This is a genomic window from Palleniella muris (assembly GCF_004792655.1).
Taxonomy (GTDB): Bacteria; Bacteroidota; Bacteroidia; order Bacteroidales; family Bacteroidaceae; genus Prevotella; species Prevotella muris_A.
The window spans coordinates 1-15,823 of the sequence record NZ_SRZC01000004.1; the positions used below are offsets into that span (position 1 = coordinate 1).

Below are 15,823 nucleotides of genomic sequence, written 5' to 3' on the forward strand. Positions count from 1 at the left end.
TTCATAGTCATGTTTGTTAAAAAATGTCTTAAATACAATTAGTTTAAACAACTTCAATAATAAAACGGTTCTTCTGCTTTTCGTATTAGTTGTTAAATCAGAAAGGTGAATCTCGTTTTGCAGGAACAGTCTTTCTATGTTGGCGTACCGTCTCACTGTGTATAATTGCTTGATTTCTATGTATGTAGCTCCGTAATACTTTGCATGGAAATGTATTACAGTTCCCTTTTCAATTCTTCATACAAGTCCACAGGTCCCAGATGCCAGTATTTTGTGTTTTCGGTTGACAGTTTTTTGTAGAGTTTTGAATGATAAATACGGTTGATGGCATCCTTCAGACTGATGCCTTTATCTTCCACGAGCCATTCGGCAAGCCAACCTATTTTAATCGGCAAAATCAGATACAGATTATCTTGTGTTATTTTAGCGTTCATAATTTCATTTCGATTGATTCAACGAATTTAATGGCAGTTAATGACCTCTCCGTATGGAACAGATATTGATCCACAAGTTTATAGGTCTTCAATTCTTGAATGAGAGTAGGCATACTGATGATGCCTCTTTTCTTTGTTTTATGATTTGAAAACCGTACTGTAATCGTTTGATTTACCAATCCTATTGATTTACATTCTGAAAGGTAACGGTTTGCGGGGTAAAAGGTAACGATTTGTCACACAAATCGTTACCTTTTGTTGAGGTGTTAGTATGGGGCTGATTTAGAGGTTGTTATGTGTAGGTATCATGATGATTGGGAATTGCAGTGTTTCTCATGTACAAGAGCACAGCAATTGGTTTGTTAGGGATGGTGAAATTTATAAGATGATCTCCGCAATATAGTTGCGCTTCTTGCCGTCCTTGCCACGTTTGAGGAAGAGGATGAGGTGGATTTCTCGGTTCTCGGTAAGGGTGTATGCGTTGGCGAGCGAGAGTTTGCCGTAGCCTTCCTTGGTTATCTCGCCTTCGGGAGTAGGGGTGATAGGCGAGAGAAGCTCATAGGCGAAATACTCTTTTTCAGTGTTGATGTATTTGATTTTTGCTTTCATTATGCCGAAAGCACGCCGGCCGTCGTGGTGGTTCTCAGGGGATAGGGCGACAGCGGTCTTGAAATTCCCCTTTTCCGGTATGACGGGAGCGAAGCGGACATAGCTGCCTACGGCGGGAGGGGTAGGCGGGTCGATTGCCACAAAATGGCGCGAGAGAGGGTCGAAGATGTGGTAATGCTTGTGCTTCGGGTCGTAGCGGTCGACATAGCCTATTGTTTTTTGCGATATGTCGATATGTTTCTGGCGGTATTCCCTGACTGCTCTTTCTGCCCTTTCCCTGAGTGGAGCCACTGTCCTGCCGTTGGCGAGTGTGCGCCATTGCATGTCCTCCGTGCGCAGGTTTGCAGGGAATCCCCACATTTTGAGGAATGCCGGCAGGTTGAATGTCTCGTGTACGGTAGACATTTTGAGTGCTGTGCCCAACACGCACGAATGGAGTAGTGAGGGATTGGCGAGTGGGATTTTCATGTACGATGCCAGCAGTGTGCGTGCTTCTTCGGAACTCATCTCCTTATAGTAGGCGTTTAGGTATCGGTAGATGTTCCATGCGGTGTCTGCCGGGTGCTGCACCGATGTGGACATTGATGCTATAAGTTCGTCCCAAGTAGGTATCTTGTTTTCGTTTTTCATGTTAGGTGTAAGGTTTTTCTACGAGTAAGTAATCAAGATGTTCTTGCATCCGAGCAGTATTTCTCAAAGCAGAGGTCTCTCTAAGAATCCAAAGAACCCAAAGAATTTTGCCTTCTGAACACAATTATACTTATGTAGTTTGTTGTAATATGTCGGAAACAATCAGGGCGCATTCCATGCCGGAACGCGCCCTAATAGCATTAAAAAGAATCAGTTGTAGAGATACCTCTTTATTGATTTCTTAGGAGTCTTCTTGAATTCTGTCTCCATTAGTTCTATGGCGGAGAGCTTCTGGTAAGCAGGCTGTGTGGCGTTGAGCGTCTCACGGTTTTGCTCCATTATGCCTTTCAAAGCCTCATTGTCAATACCTTGCTTCTTTGCCTCGTCATAGTCAGGATAGACAAGACCCACGAGTTTCTCTCCTCGCTGCACGACAAGGCATTCGCTGACCATGCAGAGGCTTGACAGTGCATCCTCAATCTCCTCAGGATAAATGTTCTGTCCGTTGGCTCCGAGGAGCATGTTCTTTGAGCGTCCTTTGATGAAGATCTGTCCTTCGTCGTTCATGACGCCAAGGTCGCCGGTGTGATACCAGCCGTCGGTGAGTACTTCCTTTGTCGCTTCCTCGTTCTTGTAGTAGCCAAGCATGGTGTTGCATCCACGTGTGAGAATCTCGCCCGGAACGTTCTGAGGGTCGGTGGAGTCAATCATCACTTCCATGTGGTATGCCGCACGTCCGCACGAGCCTATCGCACGGTCCTGCCAATCATCGTATGATATGATTGGCGCGCACTCTGTTGCACCGTAGCCCACTGTAATAGGGAAACCGATGTCAGAGAGGAATTTCTCCACTTCCTGATTGAGAGCTGCGCCACCGACGATGATTTCGTAGAGATTTCCTCCGAAAGCCTCATAGACCTGCTCACGGATGCGTGCCTTGAGCTTTGTTCCTACGACGGGAGTCTTGAGGAGAGCTTTGACATGTGGTGCGGAAACTTTCGGCAGAACCTTCTTTTTGATGATTTTCTCTATGATGAGCGGCACGGCGATGATTATGCACGGCTTGATGTCGGCGAATGCCTGAGCCACGATGGCAGGTGAAGGCACGCGTGTCAAGTAATGGATATGGCATCCTGCCGTGAACTCATAGATAAACTCGAACGCCATGCCGTACATGTGCGCCATAGGCAGTATGGAGATAGTCTTATAGCCCGGGCTGACATATTTGCCAAGCGCATTGTTGGCAAAGTCAAGGTTTCCCCACAGTGCACGGTAAGGAATCATGACGCCTTTTGAGAATCCTGTCGTTCCGGATGTGTAGTTTATCATTGCAAGATCCTCGGAATCCGCCTCACGGAAATAAGAGACATGCTCTTTGCGGAAATATTTCGGGAATTTCTTTCCGAACAGTTCGTTGAGATGTTCTCGGGCGTAAGTCAGTTTTTCCGTGCGTGACTCCATTATGGAGAAGTCAGGAATGTTGATGATACCTGCCAGAGCCGGCATTTCCGAAGGTGTGATGCTCTTTGCCACAACGTCACCTACGAAGAGCAGTTTTGCATCAGAGTGGTTGACGATGTTGTGGATTTGCTCCGGTGTGAACTCATGCAGTATAGGCACCACAATAGCCCCATAGGTCATTGTCGCGAGGAATGCCACAGCCCAATGGCTCATGTTCCTGCCACAGATTGCCACCTTGTCGCCGGGTTTCACTCCGCTGTTTTCGAAGAGGATATGCATTTTCTCTATCTTTCTTGCCACATCCTTGTATTGGAGTGTTGCACCCTGATAGTCTGTGAGCGCATTAAGGTCCCAATGGTCTATTATGGACTTCTCTATGTATGCATTGAAACTTGGAATCTCAGCAGGGATGCTGAGTCTTTCCATGGTTGTTTTATCTAATTTCATAACTGTGTGTTTTTTGCACAAAATGCATGTTCAGTGTGCAAAATTAGCTCTTTTTCTGCATATTAGCAAGAAAAATCAATGTAAAATTGTATAATGATGCAAAATAACGTTGATTATTGCTCATTGTATTTGTTTTGTGCAGCAGAAAATTTGATGTATAATAAAAAAACAGATGTAAAACATTAGAAATCAGCGTTGAAGTTTTCACATGTTGGAAGAATGTGCTACCTTTGCCGAACGAAAAGGTGGGATGTCCGGGATTCTTCTGCCGGTCAATGACTGAAAGAAGAGGATGTCCCTCAGTATTAATTGATGCTTAGAGTTGTTAACTTCCGTACTAAACACCTTATTCTATATTATAATAGAGTGGATGAGAATTCAAGGGTAAAAGTAATATAGTCAATATACGGATGCTCATATCCCAGAGTATAACGGTTCGCGGATGGACGTGATGTCGTTTCCAAAGCATCAGAAACCGATAAATAATGAAATTCAATTTTGTAAAGAGTGTATTATTATCAGTAGTATTATTATTTACAACAGTGCCAACATCCGCCAATGAGGCATTTGACTGGGAACCGGTCATGGATGCAATCATTCATGTGGAGAGTGAAGGAAACCCAAAGGCGGTGAACGGTTTGTCTTGTGGTGCGATGCAGATTAATCCGATATTGGTGAAAGACTGCAACAAGATTCTCAAGGCACGCAACTCCAAGAAGCGTTACACCCTTAAAGACCGCTTCTCCGTGGAGAAGTCAAAGGAGATGTTCCTGCTCATACAGAGCCATTACAACAAGGACAACAACGTGGAGAAAGCCATCAGGGCATGGAACGGAGGAGTGAACTACCGAGTGAAGAGTACCAACAGGTACTACAAGAAAGTCCTCGCTGCAATGAAGTGACATGTGGGATTATTCCGGCTTCCATGATGTCTCGTGGAGGCAAGACAGAAAGCATTTGTTGACAGAAACTTGCATTCTGAAGCACAAGAAACGGTTCTTATTGAAATAAAAGATGCGCCAAATTTGCACAATGCTGCAAGTTTGGCGCGTCTTTTATTATGCAGTGACAGACAGGAAAGTTTGAGTCTAAGTGGAAATTAAAAGTAATATCTCAGTCCTGCCATGACACTTATGCGCTGAATGCCGTAGGCCTCGTTCTTATCCATGTAATAATCTGCCTCGTCCGGATTGCTGAACCTTGATGTGACAGCATTCACATTCAAACCGATGCCAAAGTGCTTGGAGATGCAGTAATCAACTCCTATGCGCCCCATCACGCCAAAGCCATTATGGATATAGTCACCGTTCTCACTGTATCGCGCATATCCAAGACCAAGTGAATACTCGAAACGCCATTTGTCAGAAGGCTTCTGCATAAAAACAAAACTTGGACCTATATAAGCCAATGTGATGTCATAATTCCCTGAATATGAGTCTCCCATATCATCAAAAGATGTCTGATAATATGCGAAATCTATGCCGAATCCTATGCCTTTCTTCCAGAAATGCTCATAGTTTATCATTCCCTCAATGCCCGATTTGCTTTTGTAAGTACGGTTAGGCGTATAAAGATTGGATGTAATCCACGAAGGTCCGAAATTCACCATAAGAACGTTTCCTGACATGTCAATGTTCGTTCGGGACTGCAACGCCTTTCTGTTGTAATCATCCACCCTTGCCTTTGTCTCTGCCACATGACCGGCGGCAGCGGTGGTGTCATCGGTTTTAAGAATTGTACCCCATAGACGGTGGCAGGTGCTCCTCATGTCCGGATACCTGTGTTCTGTGAGTTTCAGGATGTTTCCGCCCGCTTCTGCCGTCTTGCTCTTTGCGATGCCAAGCATCCTGTCCAGCCCGCAGTCAGTGGTAAATCCTCTGTCCTTCACTTGAATGGTGCCCAGTTCTTCCGCTTTGACGTTTACACTGTCATAGACTTCATACACAACCACATCCTCGGCATTGGTAGCCGGATATGTCTTTGCGATGTCTGTGACAACTTTTGGTGAGCATGATGAAAGGAGTGCAATACTCATCATCATGTAGACGCATTTTCTTATATTCATAGTTCTTTAGCAAATAAACGATGCAAAGATAATGCAAACCGAATGCAGTAGAGCTTGCTCTGAATTGCTGAGGTGCAGCTTATCTTATGCAAAGATAATGCAAACCGAATGCAGTAGAGCTTGCTCTGAATTGCTGAGGTGCAGCTTATCTTATGCAAAGGTACTAAAATTTTAATAAAATTGACAACAAAACAAAAAAATATATTGCATCCTCCCACATATTTTTTTATTTATAAAGTGCGATATGAGTCGTTGATGGTTCCGGCAGGATTCTTAGACTGTGATTATGATACACAGCAACTTTGTATTGTAAATCAAACGCTTTATCCACAATTTCTTTTGAAAATCTGTAATAAAGCATAAAAAGGCCATGTCAATTTGTCTGTTTCGGTAATTGGCGTTATTTTTGCATGTTAGATAGTGTGCGCACCTTCCAGCATGTCATATTTTAGTGTTGGGAGGGCAAAACAAACATGAACTAACAAAAAACAAGAAAATATGGTTACAACAATCGTTATTATCGCCGTCGTGGTACTGATAGTACTTTGGGTGATTTCTATCTACAACAACCTCGTGCGCTTGCGCAACAACCGTGAAAACGCTTTCGGCAACATCGATGTCCAGCTGAAACAGCGTTATGACCTCGTGCCACAGCTTGTGGCGACAGTCAAAGGCTATGCCAAGCATGAGAAGGAACTCCTTGAGGCTGTGACAGCAGCACGTTCGGCTTGCATGACAGCTGCAAGCATGAACGACAAGATTGCTGCGGACAATCTGCTCTCCAGTGCTCTTTCCGGTCTTAAGGTTTCTGTTGAGGCTTATCCAGAGTTGAAAGCTAATCAGAACTTCCTGCAGCTGCAGACAGAGTTGTCTGACATAGAGAACAAGCTCGCTGCGACACGCCGCTTCTTCAATTCTACGACACGTGAGTTGAACAATGCCGTACAGACATTCCCGGGAAATATCCTTGCCGGCATGTTCGGATTCCGGAAAGAGCCGATGTTTGAAGTGGTACCGGCAGAGCGTGCAGCAGTGGAGAAGGCACCGGAGATAAACTTTTAAGTAGAACCGCCGTACTGTAAAATATATGAAATATGTCGGGATGCATACCCAGCAGTCGAGGAACAACATGATGAGCATAATCCTTCTCATCATGTTTCCTGTCATCCTGCTTGGCATGGTGTGGGTGTTCCTTGCTCTGGTGAATTATTTTGGAGGCGGATATTACAATCAGTATGGTGAACTTGTGCACACTCTTGACGCTGATGCGGTAAATCATTATTTCCTCCGGACTCTCCCATGGGTGGTTGGTGGAGTGGGAATTTGGTTTGCCATAGCCTATTTCGGTAACACCGCCATGATTCGTTCCGCTATGGGGGCACGTCCTTTGGAGCGCCGTGAGAATCCTCGTGTGTATAACATTGTGGAGAATCTCACCATGGCTTGCGGTATGGAGATGCCGAAGGTGAATGTCATTGATGACCCTCAGCTCAATGCTTTCGCATCAGGAATAGACAGCAAGTCCTACACAGTCACGGTGACGACGGGACTTCTTGACCTGCTTGACGATGATGAGCTTGCCGGAGTGATTGGTCACGAACTGACCCATATCCGCAACCACGACACTCGCCTGCTTGTCATCAGCATTGTCTTTGTGGGCATCATCTCCACAGTCATGGGCATGGTCTACAACATGTTCTACCACATGCTGTGGTTCGGTGGTGGCAGTCGCAGCAGCCGCGATGACGAGAAAGGCAACGGACTGTCGATGATGGCAGTGATGCTGATAGGTCTTTTCTGCTGTGCGATAGCTTATTTGTTCACAATGATGACACGTTTTGCCATTTCCAGAAAGCGTGAATACATGGCAGACGCCGGTGGTGCAGAGCTTTGCGGCAATCCGCTTGCCCTCGCTTCCGCACTCAGGAAAATCTCCGGTGACCCGGGTTTGGGAGAGACCGGACGTGACGATGTGGCACAGATGTTCATAATTCGTCCTGAGATGGCTTTGTCAGGTTTCAGTTCATTCATGGGAAATTTATTCTCCACACACCCTGACACAGCGAAGAGAATAAAGATTCTGGAACAATTCTGATAAGGTATTTTGTCTTTTAAGCATAATATACGGCTTATATGTAATAGCCTGTGGTGTAATTACAATACAGACAATTATATGTAAGCCGTATGTTTTTATAAGCAGTTCTGTGAGAGAGTTTGTTTCTTAATCATTTTTTCAGTTCTTTTTCCAGAAGCCTGACTCGTTCAACAAGCTGGTTATAGGTTGGTAGTTGTTTCTTTATTTCCTCCAACTGCACATTGTTATAGGTTGCCACTCCTAAAGGGGTTGTTATGCCTTTAAACGAAAGTTGTACATCTGTATCCCTCATGTCACTGCATATCAAGATGCCTATAGTCGGGTTGTCTTCATCCGTTTTAAGCAATTCGTCAACAGCATTAACATAGAAGTTGATTTGTCCAGTGAAACCGGGTTCAAATGGTTTGACTTTGATTTCCAAAACAATATACGAACGTAGCCTTATGTGGTAGAATAGTAAATCGATGCGTCTGCTTACTCCACTGACCACTAATTCCTTTTGTCGTCCAACGAATGCGAAACCGCTTCCAAGTTCAAGGAGAAAGCGTGTCATCTATTTGCATAGCGCATCTTCCAAATCACGTTCGCAATATTCCGGTGGCAGCTGAATGAAACTAAAATCGTAATTTCCACGTGTTATTTCTTGTGCTAATTGAGCATGTGGCAGGGGAAGATGTTCCTTGTAATTAGAGATGGCTCCGCCTTTTTCAATAAATAAATTAGCCTTTAAGCAATTAACAAGCCCTTGTCGTGAAAGTGATTCCTTTACCGTTAACTTAAGGTAAAAGACCGCTTCTTCGACAGTCTTACACTTTGTTATGATTTCTACATGGTGCTTCCATGGCACATACGAGAAAAGTTTAGGAAATGCGGTTTGTGCAGAGTGTTGTATGGATTCTCCACCAGCTTGGTGGAGAAAGTCTTCGGAAATTATGCCCAATTCTCCAACAAGTTGGTGGAGTTTTTCTTCTTAGAAGAGATACCATTTCTTCATATACCATAGATTGCTTGACCCGAATCCCTTTTCATTAGGGAAAGCTGCCTGCAAATCAAGGCTGAGTTGTTCCACGATTCCTGTTCCCCATTTTTCTTCTGCCTTACGTAGTGCAAGGTCACGTCCGGTCTGTCAATTCCATAAAAGCTTTTGAGCGTTAACCTTTACGGCAGCTTTGATTTGTGCATGTCTGTAGCGCCCAATTAGTTCTGTGAGCCATTGGGCGTATTCATTATCAAGACGCACATTGTGCGAATGTGTGATATATAGTTCGCTTTCAGACATAGTGGCACATTAATTTATAGAGAAATGACGGTTGAAGAAAATAATGGTGATAGTTTTTTGATATGTTGAGGTGTTTTCTACATATCATGTATAAAAGCGAAATACTTGTAAGAGCAGTGCTGCACTCAATCTATAGTCGCTATTAAGAGCAAACTATTGAAGAGGAGTCCACTTGACCTTTTTTAGGTATTTCGCTTTTATATTGTTATAGGTTGGATATGTCCCCCTTACTTGTTAAAATAGTAAAGGAACGTCGCGATACCCTCAAGAGCAGGCTTGCGCTGGTCTTGGATTTCGATGGTGAACTTGATTTCCGCCTTGCAGACGCCACGGAGGTTCTGGATGTTGTGCAGGACTGTCTTCATGCGGATTGAACTTCCTGTGATGACAGGCATTCCGAACTTCATCTTGTCGAGACCGTAGTTCACGAGCTGTGCCACATTGTTCACCTCGATTGTGTCGTACCACAGTTTCGGGAGCAGTGACATTGTCAGATAACCATGTGCGATGGTTGACTTGAACGGACTGTCTGTCTTTGCGCGTTCCACGTCGACATGAATCCATTGGTAGTCGAGTGTCGCATCTGCGAACAGGTTGATACGGTCCTGATCGATTTGAAACCAATCGGTTGTACCTATCTCTTTGCCGAGATATTCTGCAAACTCATCGTAGGAGTTGATAATAACTTTTGCCATTCTATTATTGTTTTGTTTGTTTTTGCTTCACCTTTTTGTGCCAATGACATGAACCGATGCTTCCTGTCATATAAGCAAGTTGATTTTCAGTATGCAAAGATAACAATTTTTTCATTCTTATTGCATATATTGTTGTAAAAAAAGCGAAAAATTATCATAAAGCATTGTATTATTACGGAAAATATCCGTAACTTTGCCATTACTATGACAGAAACAGAACGCATATTACAACTACGCCGTGAGCTTCATGAGCACAACCACCGTTACTATGTGCTCAACCAGCCGACAATCTCCGACCAGGATTTCGACTTCCTTCTCCGTGAATTGCAGGACTTGGAGGCGAAGCATCCTGAGCTTTATGATGAGAACTCGCCGACGCAGAGGGTGGGTAATGACATCAATCAGCAGTTCACTCAGGTGGAGCATCGTTACCCGATGCTCTCCCTTGCCAACACGTACAGCCGTGAGGAGGTGCAGGCATGGTATGAGCAGGTGAGCAAAGGTCTTGAAGGGCAGGAGTTTGAGGTTTGCTGTGAGATGAAGTATGACGGTCTGTCAATATCGCTGACTTACGAGAATGGCAGGCTTGTGCGTGCCGTCACACGCGGTGACGGTGTACGTGGTGATGATGTGACGCAGAATGTGCGTACCATCAGGTGCATACCTTTGCAACTTTCTGAAGAGCTTTCGGCAGAGAAAATGCCTGGCGGTTATCCCGAAAATTTTGAGATTCGCGGAGAAATCCTGCTTCCTTGGGAATCGTTTCGCCGACTTAATGCCGAGCGTGAGGAGGCAGGAGAGAGGTTGTTTGCCAACCCTCGAAACGCTGCTTCGGGGACTTTGAAGTCGCAGAATTCGCGTGTTGTGGCAGAGCGTGGTCTTGATGCGTACCTTTATTATCTGCTTGGCGAGGAGTTGCCCTCCGACGGTCATTATGAGAATCTTATGCAGTGCGCGCGCTGGGGATTCAAGATGTCGGAAGGAATGAGGAAATGCAGGACGCTGCAGGAGGTCATGGACTGCATAGCCTATTGGGATGAGGAACGCAAAAACCTGCCTGTAGCTACGGATGGCGTGGTGCTTAAAGTCAATTCCCTGCGTCAGCAGCAGCATTTGGGCTATACCGCCAAAAGTCCGCGCTGGGCGATTGCCTACAAGTTTAAGGCAGAACGTGTCAGCACACCGTTGCTGGAAGTGACCTATCAGGTGGGGCGCACCGGTGCGATAACGCCTGTTGCCAATATGGCTCCGGTATGGCTGGCGGGAACGACTGTAAAGCGTGCAACGCTGAACAATGAGGATTTCATACGTTCTTTCGATTTGCACATCGGTGATTACGTGTATGTAGAGAAAGGCGGCGAGATTATCCCGAAGATTGTCGGTGTGGAAACATCACGCCGTAGTGCTGATGCTGAGCCGGTGAAGTTCGCCACCCATTGTCCTGAATGCGGCGCGGAACTTGTGCGTTATGAGGGTGAGGCTGCCCATTATTGCCCTAATGATGCCGGATGTCCTCCTCAGATAAAGGGGCGCATAGAGCATTTCATCGCGCGAAAGGCAATGAATATCATGACGCTTGGCCCGGAAACTGTCGATGATTACTACAACCGCGGGCTGATACATAACATTGCCGACCTCTATGAGCTTACTCCTCAGCAGATTACATCAGGCAATGATAACCGATTGGTGTCTGCGAAAAAGGTGGTGAAGAGCATCAGCGACAGCAAGGAAGTGCCTTTCGAGCGTGTCGTTTTCGCGCTTGGCATCCGTTTCGTTGGTGAGACAACGGCGCGCCTTCTTGCACGCCATTTCAAGGATATGGACACACTTGCCTCTGCTTCTCTTGAGGAACTGCTGGAAGTTGATGGAGTAGGCGAGGTGATAGCAGAGAGCGTCATCAGATATTTCCATGACGAAACGAACATCGAAATCCTTAACCGTCTGCGTGAATATGGCTTGCAGATGAGGCTTTCGGAGGAGCAGACGGCAGGGCAAAAGGAAACTTTCGCAGGTATGTCGGTGGTCATCAGTGGTGTTTTCACTCACCATAGCCGTGACGAGTATAAGGCGATAATCGAGCGGCATGGAGGAAAGAATGTTGGTTCCATATCGGGCAAGACATCATTTGTCCTTGCCGGCGAGAACATGGGACCGTCAAAGCTGCAGAAAGCGGAACGCCTTGGCGTGAAGATTGTCAGTGAGGACGAGTTCCTTGCCATGATTTCGGACGACAATTCTGTCGCAGAAATGACAGAGAACACCACCAAAGAAAATGAAGTCACACAGTCTTCCACTGCCAATTTTGCTGCTGCTCCGCAGGAATTGAATCTTTTTGACTGAAACTAAAAACAATGATTGGCAATGAAAAGGATAGGCATAATCAGCGATACACATTCATGGTGGGATGACAAATACTTGCAGTACTTTGAGGAGTGCGACGAAATTTGGCATGCTGGGGACATCTGTGATATGAGCATAACAGACCGTCTTGCTGCACCGTTCGGCACGGACAGTGAAGGCAACCCCAAGGTCAGGACAGTCAGGGCTGTATGCGGAAACTGCGACGGCGGTATACTTCGCCTTGCGTTTCCTGAGGTTTTGCGCTGGAAATGTGAGGGTGTTGAGGTGCTGATGAAGCATATCGGCGGCTATCCGGGCAAGTATGACCATTCCATTGCACGGCAGATATACAGCAATCCGCCACAACTTTTTATCTCAGGACATTCACATATACTGAAAGTTATGCCGGACAAGGCTCTCGGTCTGTTGCACATCAATCCCGGTGCGGCAGGCATACAGGGGTGGCATGTTGAAAGAACACTGGTGCGTCTGACCATTGACGGTGACCGGATGAAGGAACTTGATGTCGTGACTTTAGGCGACAGGGGCTGTGAGTGAATACTGCAAACGAAACATTGTGTTACAAAATATAAAACCGAATCTTATGAAAAGTCTGATTATTACATTGGTTTTGGCAATTATGTTTGGGGCAATGCCTTGCATGGCGCAGAACGATTGCGGTGGGCATGGTGAGAGAAAACATGAAAAACGACACCACCGCCCACATTATTATATAGGTGCTGATGCAGTGTTCTTTGGCGACAGGAAGGTGGAAGGTGCGTCGGTGGCAAGTTTCAAGGTGCTGAATGACGGTTATGCCAAAGACTCTTGGAGCGTCTACTTTGACGGAACGAAGATAAAGGATGCATCATGCAACAGTTTCACGGTATTGGGTCAGGGCTATGCCAAGGACACTTGGTCTGTCTATTACCATGGCAGAAAGATTGAAAGGGCAAGCAGCGACTCATTCCAATGTGATTCCCACGGTTACGCCCACGACTCTTGGAACACGTATTTCCGTGGTCGCAAGGTTGAGAAATGATAGTGAGAAAAAGGCACAAAAACAGACTTGGTAATATTCGTAGCATTACACATTATTCTTATCTCGGTCCATTGTGAATCTTTTCAGTAGGAATCCAAGAAAATATGGGAATGTGTAAAATCTTCCGTTAAAGCCAATGTTCTTGTTGCAGAGTTTTATGCCGTATCTAATGTCGCCACCTTTGTCAATCAACTTGTTAAGTGATGTTGTTGCTCCATCGTTTGCTTTCACTTCTATGGGGATAAGGCTTTGTCGGTCTCTGATGAAGAAGTCCATTTCGATTGTACTCTTCTCGTTTCGGTAGAAATAGAGACTATATCCTTGTTTGACAAGTGTTTCGGCTATAATGTTTTCGTAGACGGCTCCTTTGTAGGTATTGAAGTTCTTGTTCTCACGCAGGTCTGCTTGAGCTTCTTCATCCAACGCTGCAATGAGCATTCCTGTATCATGGTAATAAATCTTGAAATTGTTGGCAATATAGTTGTCACCCAAAGGCAGCTCCGGTGTGTCCAGGCAATAGCATATATTCACGATTCCTGCATCCGTCAGCCATTCTGTTACACCGACATATTCGCGTGAACGTGCTCCACGAGCTACTTTGGAAATCTGGAATTTCTTGTTTTCTTTTGCCAGAAACACAGGTATATGTTTGTAGACAGCTTTTATTCTGGCTTTATCCATTCCGTCGGCATATTTTGTAATGTCGTCTTCATAGTCACGCATGAGTTGGCGTTGCAGTGCAAGCACTCCGCTGAAATTTTTGTTATTTACATAAGTTGCCACAACTTCCGGCATACCTCCGACCACCATATAGTCACGAAACAGCCCTGTGAACACCTCCATTTCGGTAGAGGAGAGCGGCTGTACAGACGCCATTTTGTTGTATAGCCTGTCAATATGGTGCTCGTTGTAACCGTTTGCCCATAAAAATTCCTCGAAATCTAATGAGAACATTCGATAGTCTTCTTTGTATCCGACACTGTTGGAGTCTATCTCTTTATAGTGTATTCCCATGAGTGAACCGCTGCACACCACATCGTATCTTCCGTCCTGATGGAATGATTTGAGGGATGTTGCGCAGTTACGACAGTCCTGAATCTCATCAAAGAAAATCAGGGTCTTTCCAGGAGTCATTTCAGTAAACGGATCTTTCAATGAGATGTTCTTCAATATTGATTCCGCATCAAAGCCATCATCGAAGATTGTTTTGTACTTTGGCTGGAGCGCAAAATTTATTTCAATGATATTCTGATAGTAATCACGACCAAATTGACGTACAATAAATGTCTTTCCGACTTGTCGCGCACCATTGATAATCAGTGGTTTGTGAGCTTTGCGCTTCTTCCATTCTATAAGGTGCTGTGTAGCTTTTCTTATTAGCATAGTATAGTGTTGTCACATTTTTCCTGTGCAACAATACTGCTTTTATCACATTTTTCCAAATTTTATTGATGATGTTTGGTACTGTGTGTGATGTTCAACCTAATAAAAAAGGGATATGGTACGGAAAATATAAGGCGACTGAATACTGCTATTTATTTTATTTTTGTTTCCAATGGGACTTGCAGTTCTTCGTAAAAATCAGTGAGATACTGCTCCCAATGCTGCATGCCTCGCACTCCGCCTTTGCTCCAACCGGCACCCCAGTAGTATGTGTACGATTGTCCGGGAGCGTACGATGTGTGGTTGATGATTTGTGCAACAGCATCCCCCTGTGCAGGATTCAAGGGCGTGACAGACACGGAGTCAGGACGAGTGGGACTTACTATGCCGATGAAAATCACACCGTTGCCGTTGTCGGGATTGTCGGTAAGGTCGGCATAGGCGATGAATCGGTTGTCTTTGCCTATGGAGTAGCCCCTCTTGTTCTGCTTGTGTATGACAATACCCGTCACGAGTTCGTGGGCAGTTGACAGGTTGGAGTATGTCACTGTTGTTTTGTTCATCCACGAACCTTTGTCAAGACTGACGACACGGCTTTCCACAACGGTGTCCGTACCTATGACTTCCGGAAAGCAAGTGATGTGCGCCGTAGTGCGGAGCGGACCGTTTTCGAGGATTTCACACTTCTCATAGGCGCACGGATAAGCAATGCTGCCATTGTCCACAAGCGCATTCATGCCGGCTCCAAGTGTGCGTCCGACGGTGTAAGCGTCCATTCCCGAACCATGGTCTTTGTGGTAGCTTATGCCTTTTTGACAATGGTCATGGTATCGTTGTGCCAATACTGGATAGCCGACAGACTTTGTCCAGATGTCGTAACCGCTGACATTGCCGCCTCCATTGCGGTATGCCGGACCATAAAGACGATAGCCGCCACGGTCGTTCTCCCATGTGAAATCGTCCTGGAAGTCATATCTTATTTGGCTGACGCATACCGTGTCGAATGCTTGCGCAGTGCTTTTCTTCAGCTTGTAATGCTTTGTCTCTCCTGCACGGATGTCCGTTTCTATCAGCAGTTTGTTGTCGTAAGTCAGTTGGTAGACAACCTTCCTGCCATCATTGTCCAATATCTCAAATCCCGATGCGAACTTCTCTGGCAGAGCGGATGCGTCAATCTCTGCCACACATGCATATCGGTGGTGGGACGACGGATTGTGGACAGACAGCGTGCTGCCCGCAGAACAGCTTCCCAATGTCAGAATAGCGGCTGCGGACAGAACACTGAAAGGTGTGTAATATCGTTTTCTTGAAACCATTTTTGATATTCAATCAGTAAGGCATCT

The 15,823-nt window shown here is 45.4% G+C and carries 15 protein-coding genes and 1 pseudogene; 6 read left to right on the forward strand and 10 right to left on the reverse strand.

Going from position 1 to position 15,823, the window contains the following annotated elements; translation table 11 throughout:
- Positions 1-215: 215 nt before the first annotated feature.
- The 3 genes from E5358_RS03245 to E5358_RS03255 form a co-directional block, all read right to left on the reverse strand.
- Positions 216-434 carry a hypothetical protein gene (locus E5358_RS03245; protein WP_135938853.1) on the reverse strand — a complete coding sequence of 73 codons (219 nt, stop codon included), beginning with the start codon at positions 432-434 and terminating at the stop codon, positions 216-218.
- A 378-nt stretch (positions 435-812) separates the two neighbouring features.
- On the reverse strand, positions 813-1,673 hold the full coding sequence (locus E5358_RS03250) for a hypothetical protein (RefSeq protein WP_135938854.1): 861 nt from the start codon (positions 1,671-1,673) through the stop codon (positions 813-815).
- Between the two features lie 210 nt (positions 1,674-1,883).
- The gene (locus E5358_RS03255) at positions 1,884-3,581 is read right to left on the reverse strand and encodes an AMP-binding protein (RefSeq protein WP_277821144.1); all 1,698 of its coding nucleotides are present in this window, start codon (positions 3,579-3,581) and stop codon (positions 1,884-1,886) included.
- A gap of 485 nt (positions 3,582-4,066) precedes the next feature.
- Here E5358_RS03255 and E5358_RS03260 point away from each other — a divergent pair, with 485 nt between their 5' ends.
- Positions 4,067-4,483, forward strand: coding sequence for a transglycosylase SLT domain-containing protein (locus tag E5358_RS03260; protein WP_135938855.1), 417 nt, complete (start codon positions 4,067-4,069; stop codon positions 4,481-4,483).
- A gap of 197 nt (positions 4,484-4,680) precedes the next feature.
- Here the strand turns inward: E5358_RS03260 and E5358_RS03265 are convergent, their stop codons facing one another.
- Positions 4,681-5,646 (reverse strand): hypothetical protein, encoded by a 966-nt coding sequence (locus E5358_RS03265; protein WP_135938856.1) that lies wholly within the window; start codon positions 5,644-5,646, stop codon positions 4,681-4,683.
- Positions 5,647-6,144: 498 nt separating this feature from the next.
- Here E5358_RS03265 and E5358_RS03270 point away from each other — a divergent pair, with 498 nt between their 5' ends.
- Entirely contained in the window at positions 6,145-6,708 is a 564-nt protein-coding gene (locus E5358_RS03270) for a LemA family protein (RefSeq protein ID WP_135938857.1), read from the forward strand.
- Between the two features lie 25 nt (positions 6,709-6,733).
- Complete coding sequence (locus tag E5358_RS03275; protein ID WP_135938858.1) at positions 6,734-7,741, forward strand: M48 family metallopeptidase; 1,008 nt, start codon at positions 6,734-6,736, stop codon at positions 7,739-7,741.
- A gap of 130 nt (positions 7,742-7,871) precedes the next feature.
- Here E5358_RS03275 and E5358_RS15255 read toward each other — a convergent pair whose 3' ends face one another.
- The 4 genes and pseudogenes from E5358_RS15255 to E5358_RS03285 form a co-directional block, all read right to left on the reverse strand.
- Positions 7,872-8,294: a PDDEXK nuclease domain-containing protein gene (locus E5358_RS15255; protein WP_277821145.1), complete on the reverse strand. Its 423-nt coding sequence runs from the start codon at positions 8,292-8,294 to the stop codon at positions 7,872-7,874.
- Positions 8,295-8,681 (reverse strand): hypothetical protein, encoded by a 387-nt coding sequence (locus E5358_RS15260; RefSeq protein WP_422121051.1) that lies wholly within the window; start codon positions 8,679-8,681, stop codon positions 8,295-8,297.
- Positions 8,682-8,711: 30 nt separating this feature from the next.
- Positions 8,712-8,843 (reverse strand): annotated as a pseudogene (locus E5358_RS15530) (DUF1016 N-terminal domain-containing protein); the annotation flags it as partial.
- Positions 8,844-9,247: 404 nt separating this feature from the next.
- Positions 9,248-9,715, reverse strand: a complete 468-nt coding sequence (locus tag E5358_RS03285; protein WP_135938859.1) for a MaoC family dehydratase — start codon at positions 9,713-9,715, stop codon at positions 9,248-9,250.
- 204 nt (positions 9,716-9,919) lie between these two features.
- Here E5358_RS03285 and ligA point away from each other — a divergent pair, with 204 nt between their 5' ends.
- Genes ligA through E5358_RS03300 form a run of 3 tightly spaced genes read left to right on the forward strand, consistent with a single transcriptional unit; the run spans position 9,920 to position 13,097 of the window.
- A complete protein-coding gene (gene ligA / locus E5358_RS03290) occupies positions 9,920-12,055 on the forward strand; it encodes an NAD-dependent DNA ligase LigA (RefSeq protein ID WP_135938860.1) in 2,136 nt (711 codons plus the stop codon).
- Between the two features lie 21 nt (positions 12,056-12,076).
- Positions 12,077-12,613, forward strand: coding sequence for a metallophosphoesterase family protein (locus E5358_RS03295; protein ID WP_135938861.1), 537 nt, complete (start codon positions 12,077-12,079; stop codon positions 12,611-12,613).
- Positions 12,614-12,659: 46 nt separating this feature from the next.
- On the forward strand, positions 12,660-13,097 hold the full coding sequence (locus tag E5358_RS03300; protein WP_135938862.1) for a DKNYY domain-containing protein: 438 nt from the start codon (positions 12,660-12,662) through the stop codon (positions 13,095-13,097).
- Between the two features lie 45 nt (positions 13,098-13,142).
- Here E5358_RS03300 and E5358_RS03305 read toward each other — a convergent pair whose 3' ends face one another.
- Positions 13,143-14,480, reverse strand: coding sequence for an ATP-binding protein (locus E5358_RS03305; RefSeq protein ID WP_135938863.1), 1,338 nt, complete (start codon positions 14,478-14,480; stop codon positions 13,143-13,145).
- A 152-nt stretch (positions 14,481-14,632) separates the two neighbouring features.
- Complete coding sequence (locus tag E5358_RS03310) at positions 14,633-15,796, reverse strand: DUF4861 family protein (RefSeq protein ID WP_135938864.1); 1,164 nt, start codon at positions 15,794-15,796, stop codon at positions 14,633-14,635.
- Positions 15,797-15,823: the final 27 nt, after the last annotated feature.

Excerpts from the sequence above, each read along its gene's own strand:
- E5358_RS03310 (WP_135938864.1), bottom strand. The coding sequence starts at position 15,796 with ATGGTTTCAAGAAAACGATATTACACACCTTTCAGTGTTCTGTCCGCA.
- E5358_RS03295 (WP_135938861.1), top strand. The coding sequence starts at position 12,077 with ATGAAAAGGATAGGCATAATCAGCGATACACATTCATGGTGGGATGAC.
- E5358_RS03275 (WP_135938858.1), top strand. The coding sequence starts at position 6,734 with ATGAAATATGTCGGGATGCATACCCAGCAGTCGAGGAACAACATGATG.
- E5358_RS03245 (WP_135938853.1), bottom strand. The coding sequence starts at position 434 with ATGAACGCTAAAATAACACAAGATAATCTGTATCTGATTTTGCCGATT.
- E5358_RS03305 (WP_135938863.1), bottom strand. The coding sequence starts at position 14,480 with ATGCTAATAAGAAAAGCTACACAGCACCTTATAGAATGGAAGAAGCGC.
- E5358_RS03270 (WP_135938857.1), top strand. The coding sequence starts at position 6,145 with ATGGTTACAACAATCGTTATTATCGCCGTCGTGGTACTGATAGTACTT.
- E5358_RS03255 (WP_277821144.1), bottom strand. The coding sequence starts at position 3,581 with ATGAAATTAGATAAAACAACCATGGAAAGACTCAGCATCCCTGCTGAG.
- E5358_RS03300 (WP_135938862.1), top strand. The coding sequence starts at position 12,660 with ATGAAAAGTCTGATTATTACATTGGTTTTGGCAATTATGTTTGGGGCA.
- E5358_RS03260 (WP_135938855.1), top strand. The coding sequence starts at position 4,067 with ATGAAATTCAATTTTGTAAAGAGTGTATTATTATCAGTAGTATTATTA.
- E5358_RS03250 (WP_135938854.1), bottom strand. The coding sequence starts at position 1,673 with ATGAAAAACGAAAACAAGATACCTACTTGGGACGAACTTATAGCATCA.
- ligA (WP_135938860.1), top strand. The coding sequence starts at position 9,920 with ATGACAGAAACAGAACGCATATTACAACTACGCCGTGAGCTTCATGAG.
- E5358_RS03265 (WP_135938856.1), bottom strand. The coding sequence starts at position 5,646 with ATGAATATAAGAAAATGCGTCTACATGATGATGAGTATTGCACTCCTT.
- E5358_RS15255 (WP_277821145.1), bottom strand. The coding sequence starts at position 8,294 with ATGACACGCTTTCTCCTTGAACTTGGAAGCGGTTTCGCATTCGTTGGA.
- E5358_RS03285 (WP_135938859.1), bottom strand. The coding sequence starts at position 9,715 with ATGGCAAAAGTTATTATCAACTCCTACGATGAGTTTGCAGAATATCTC.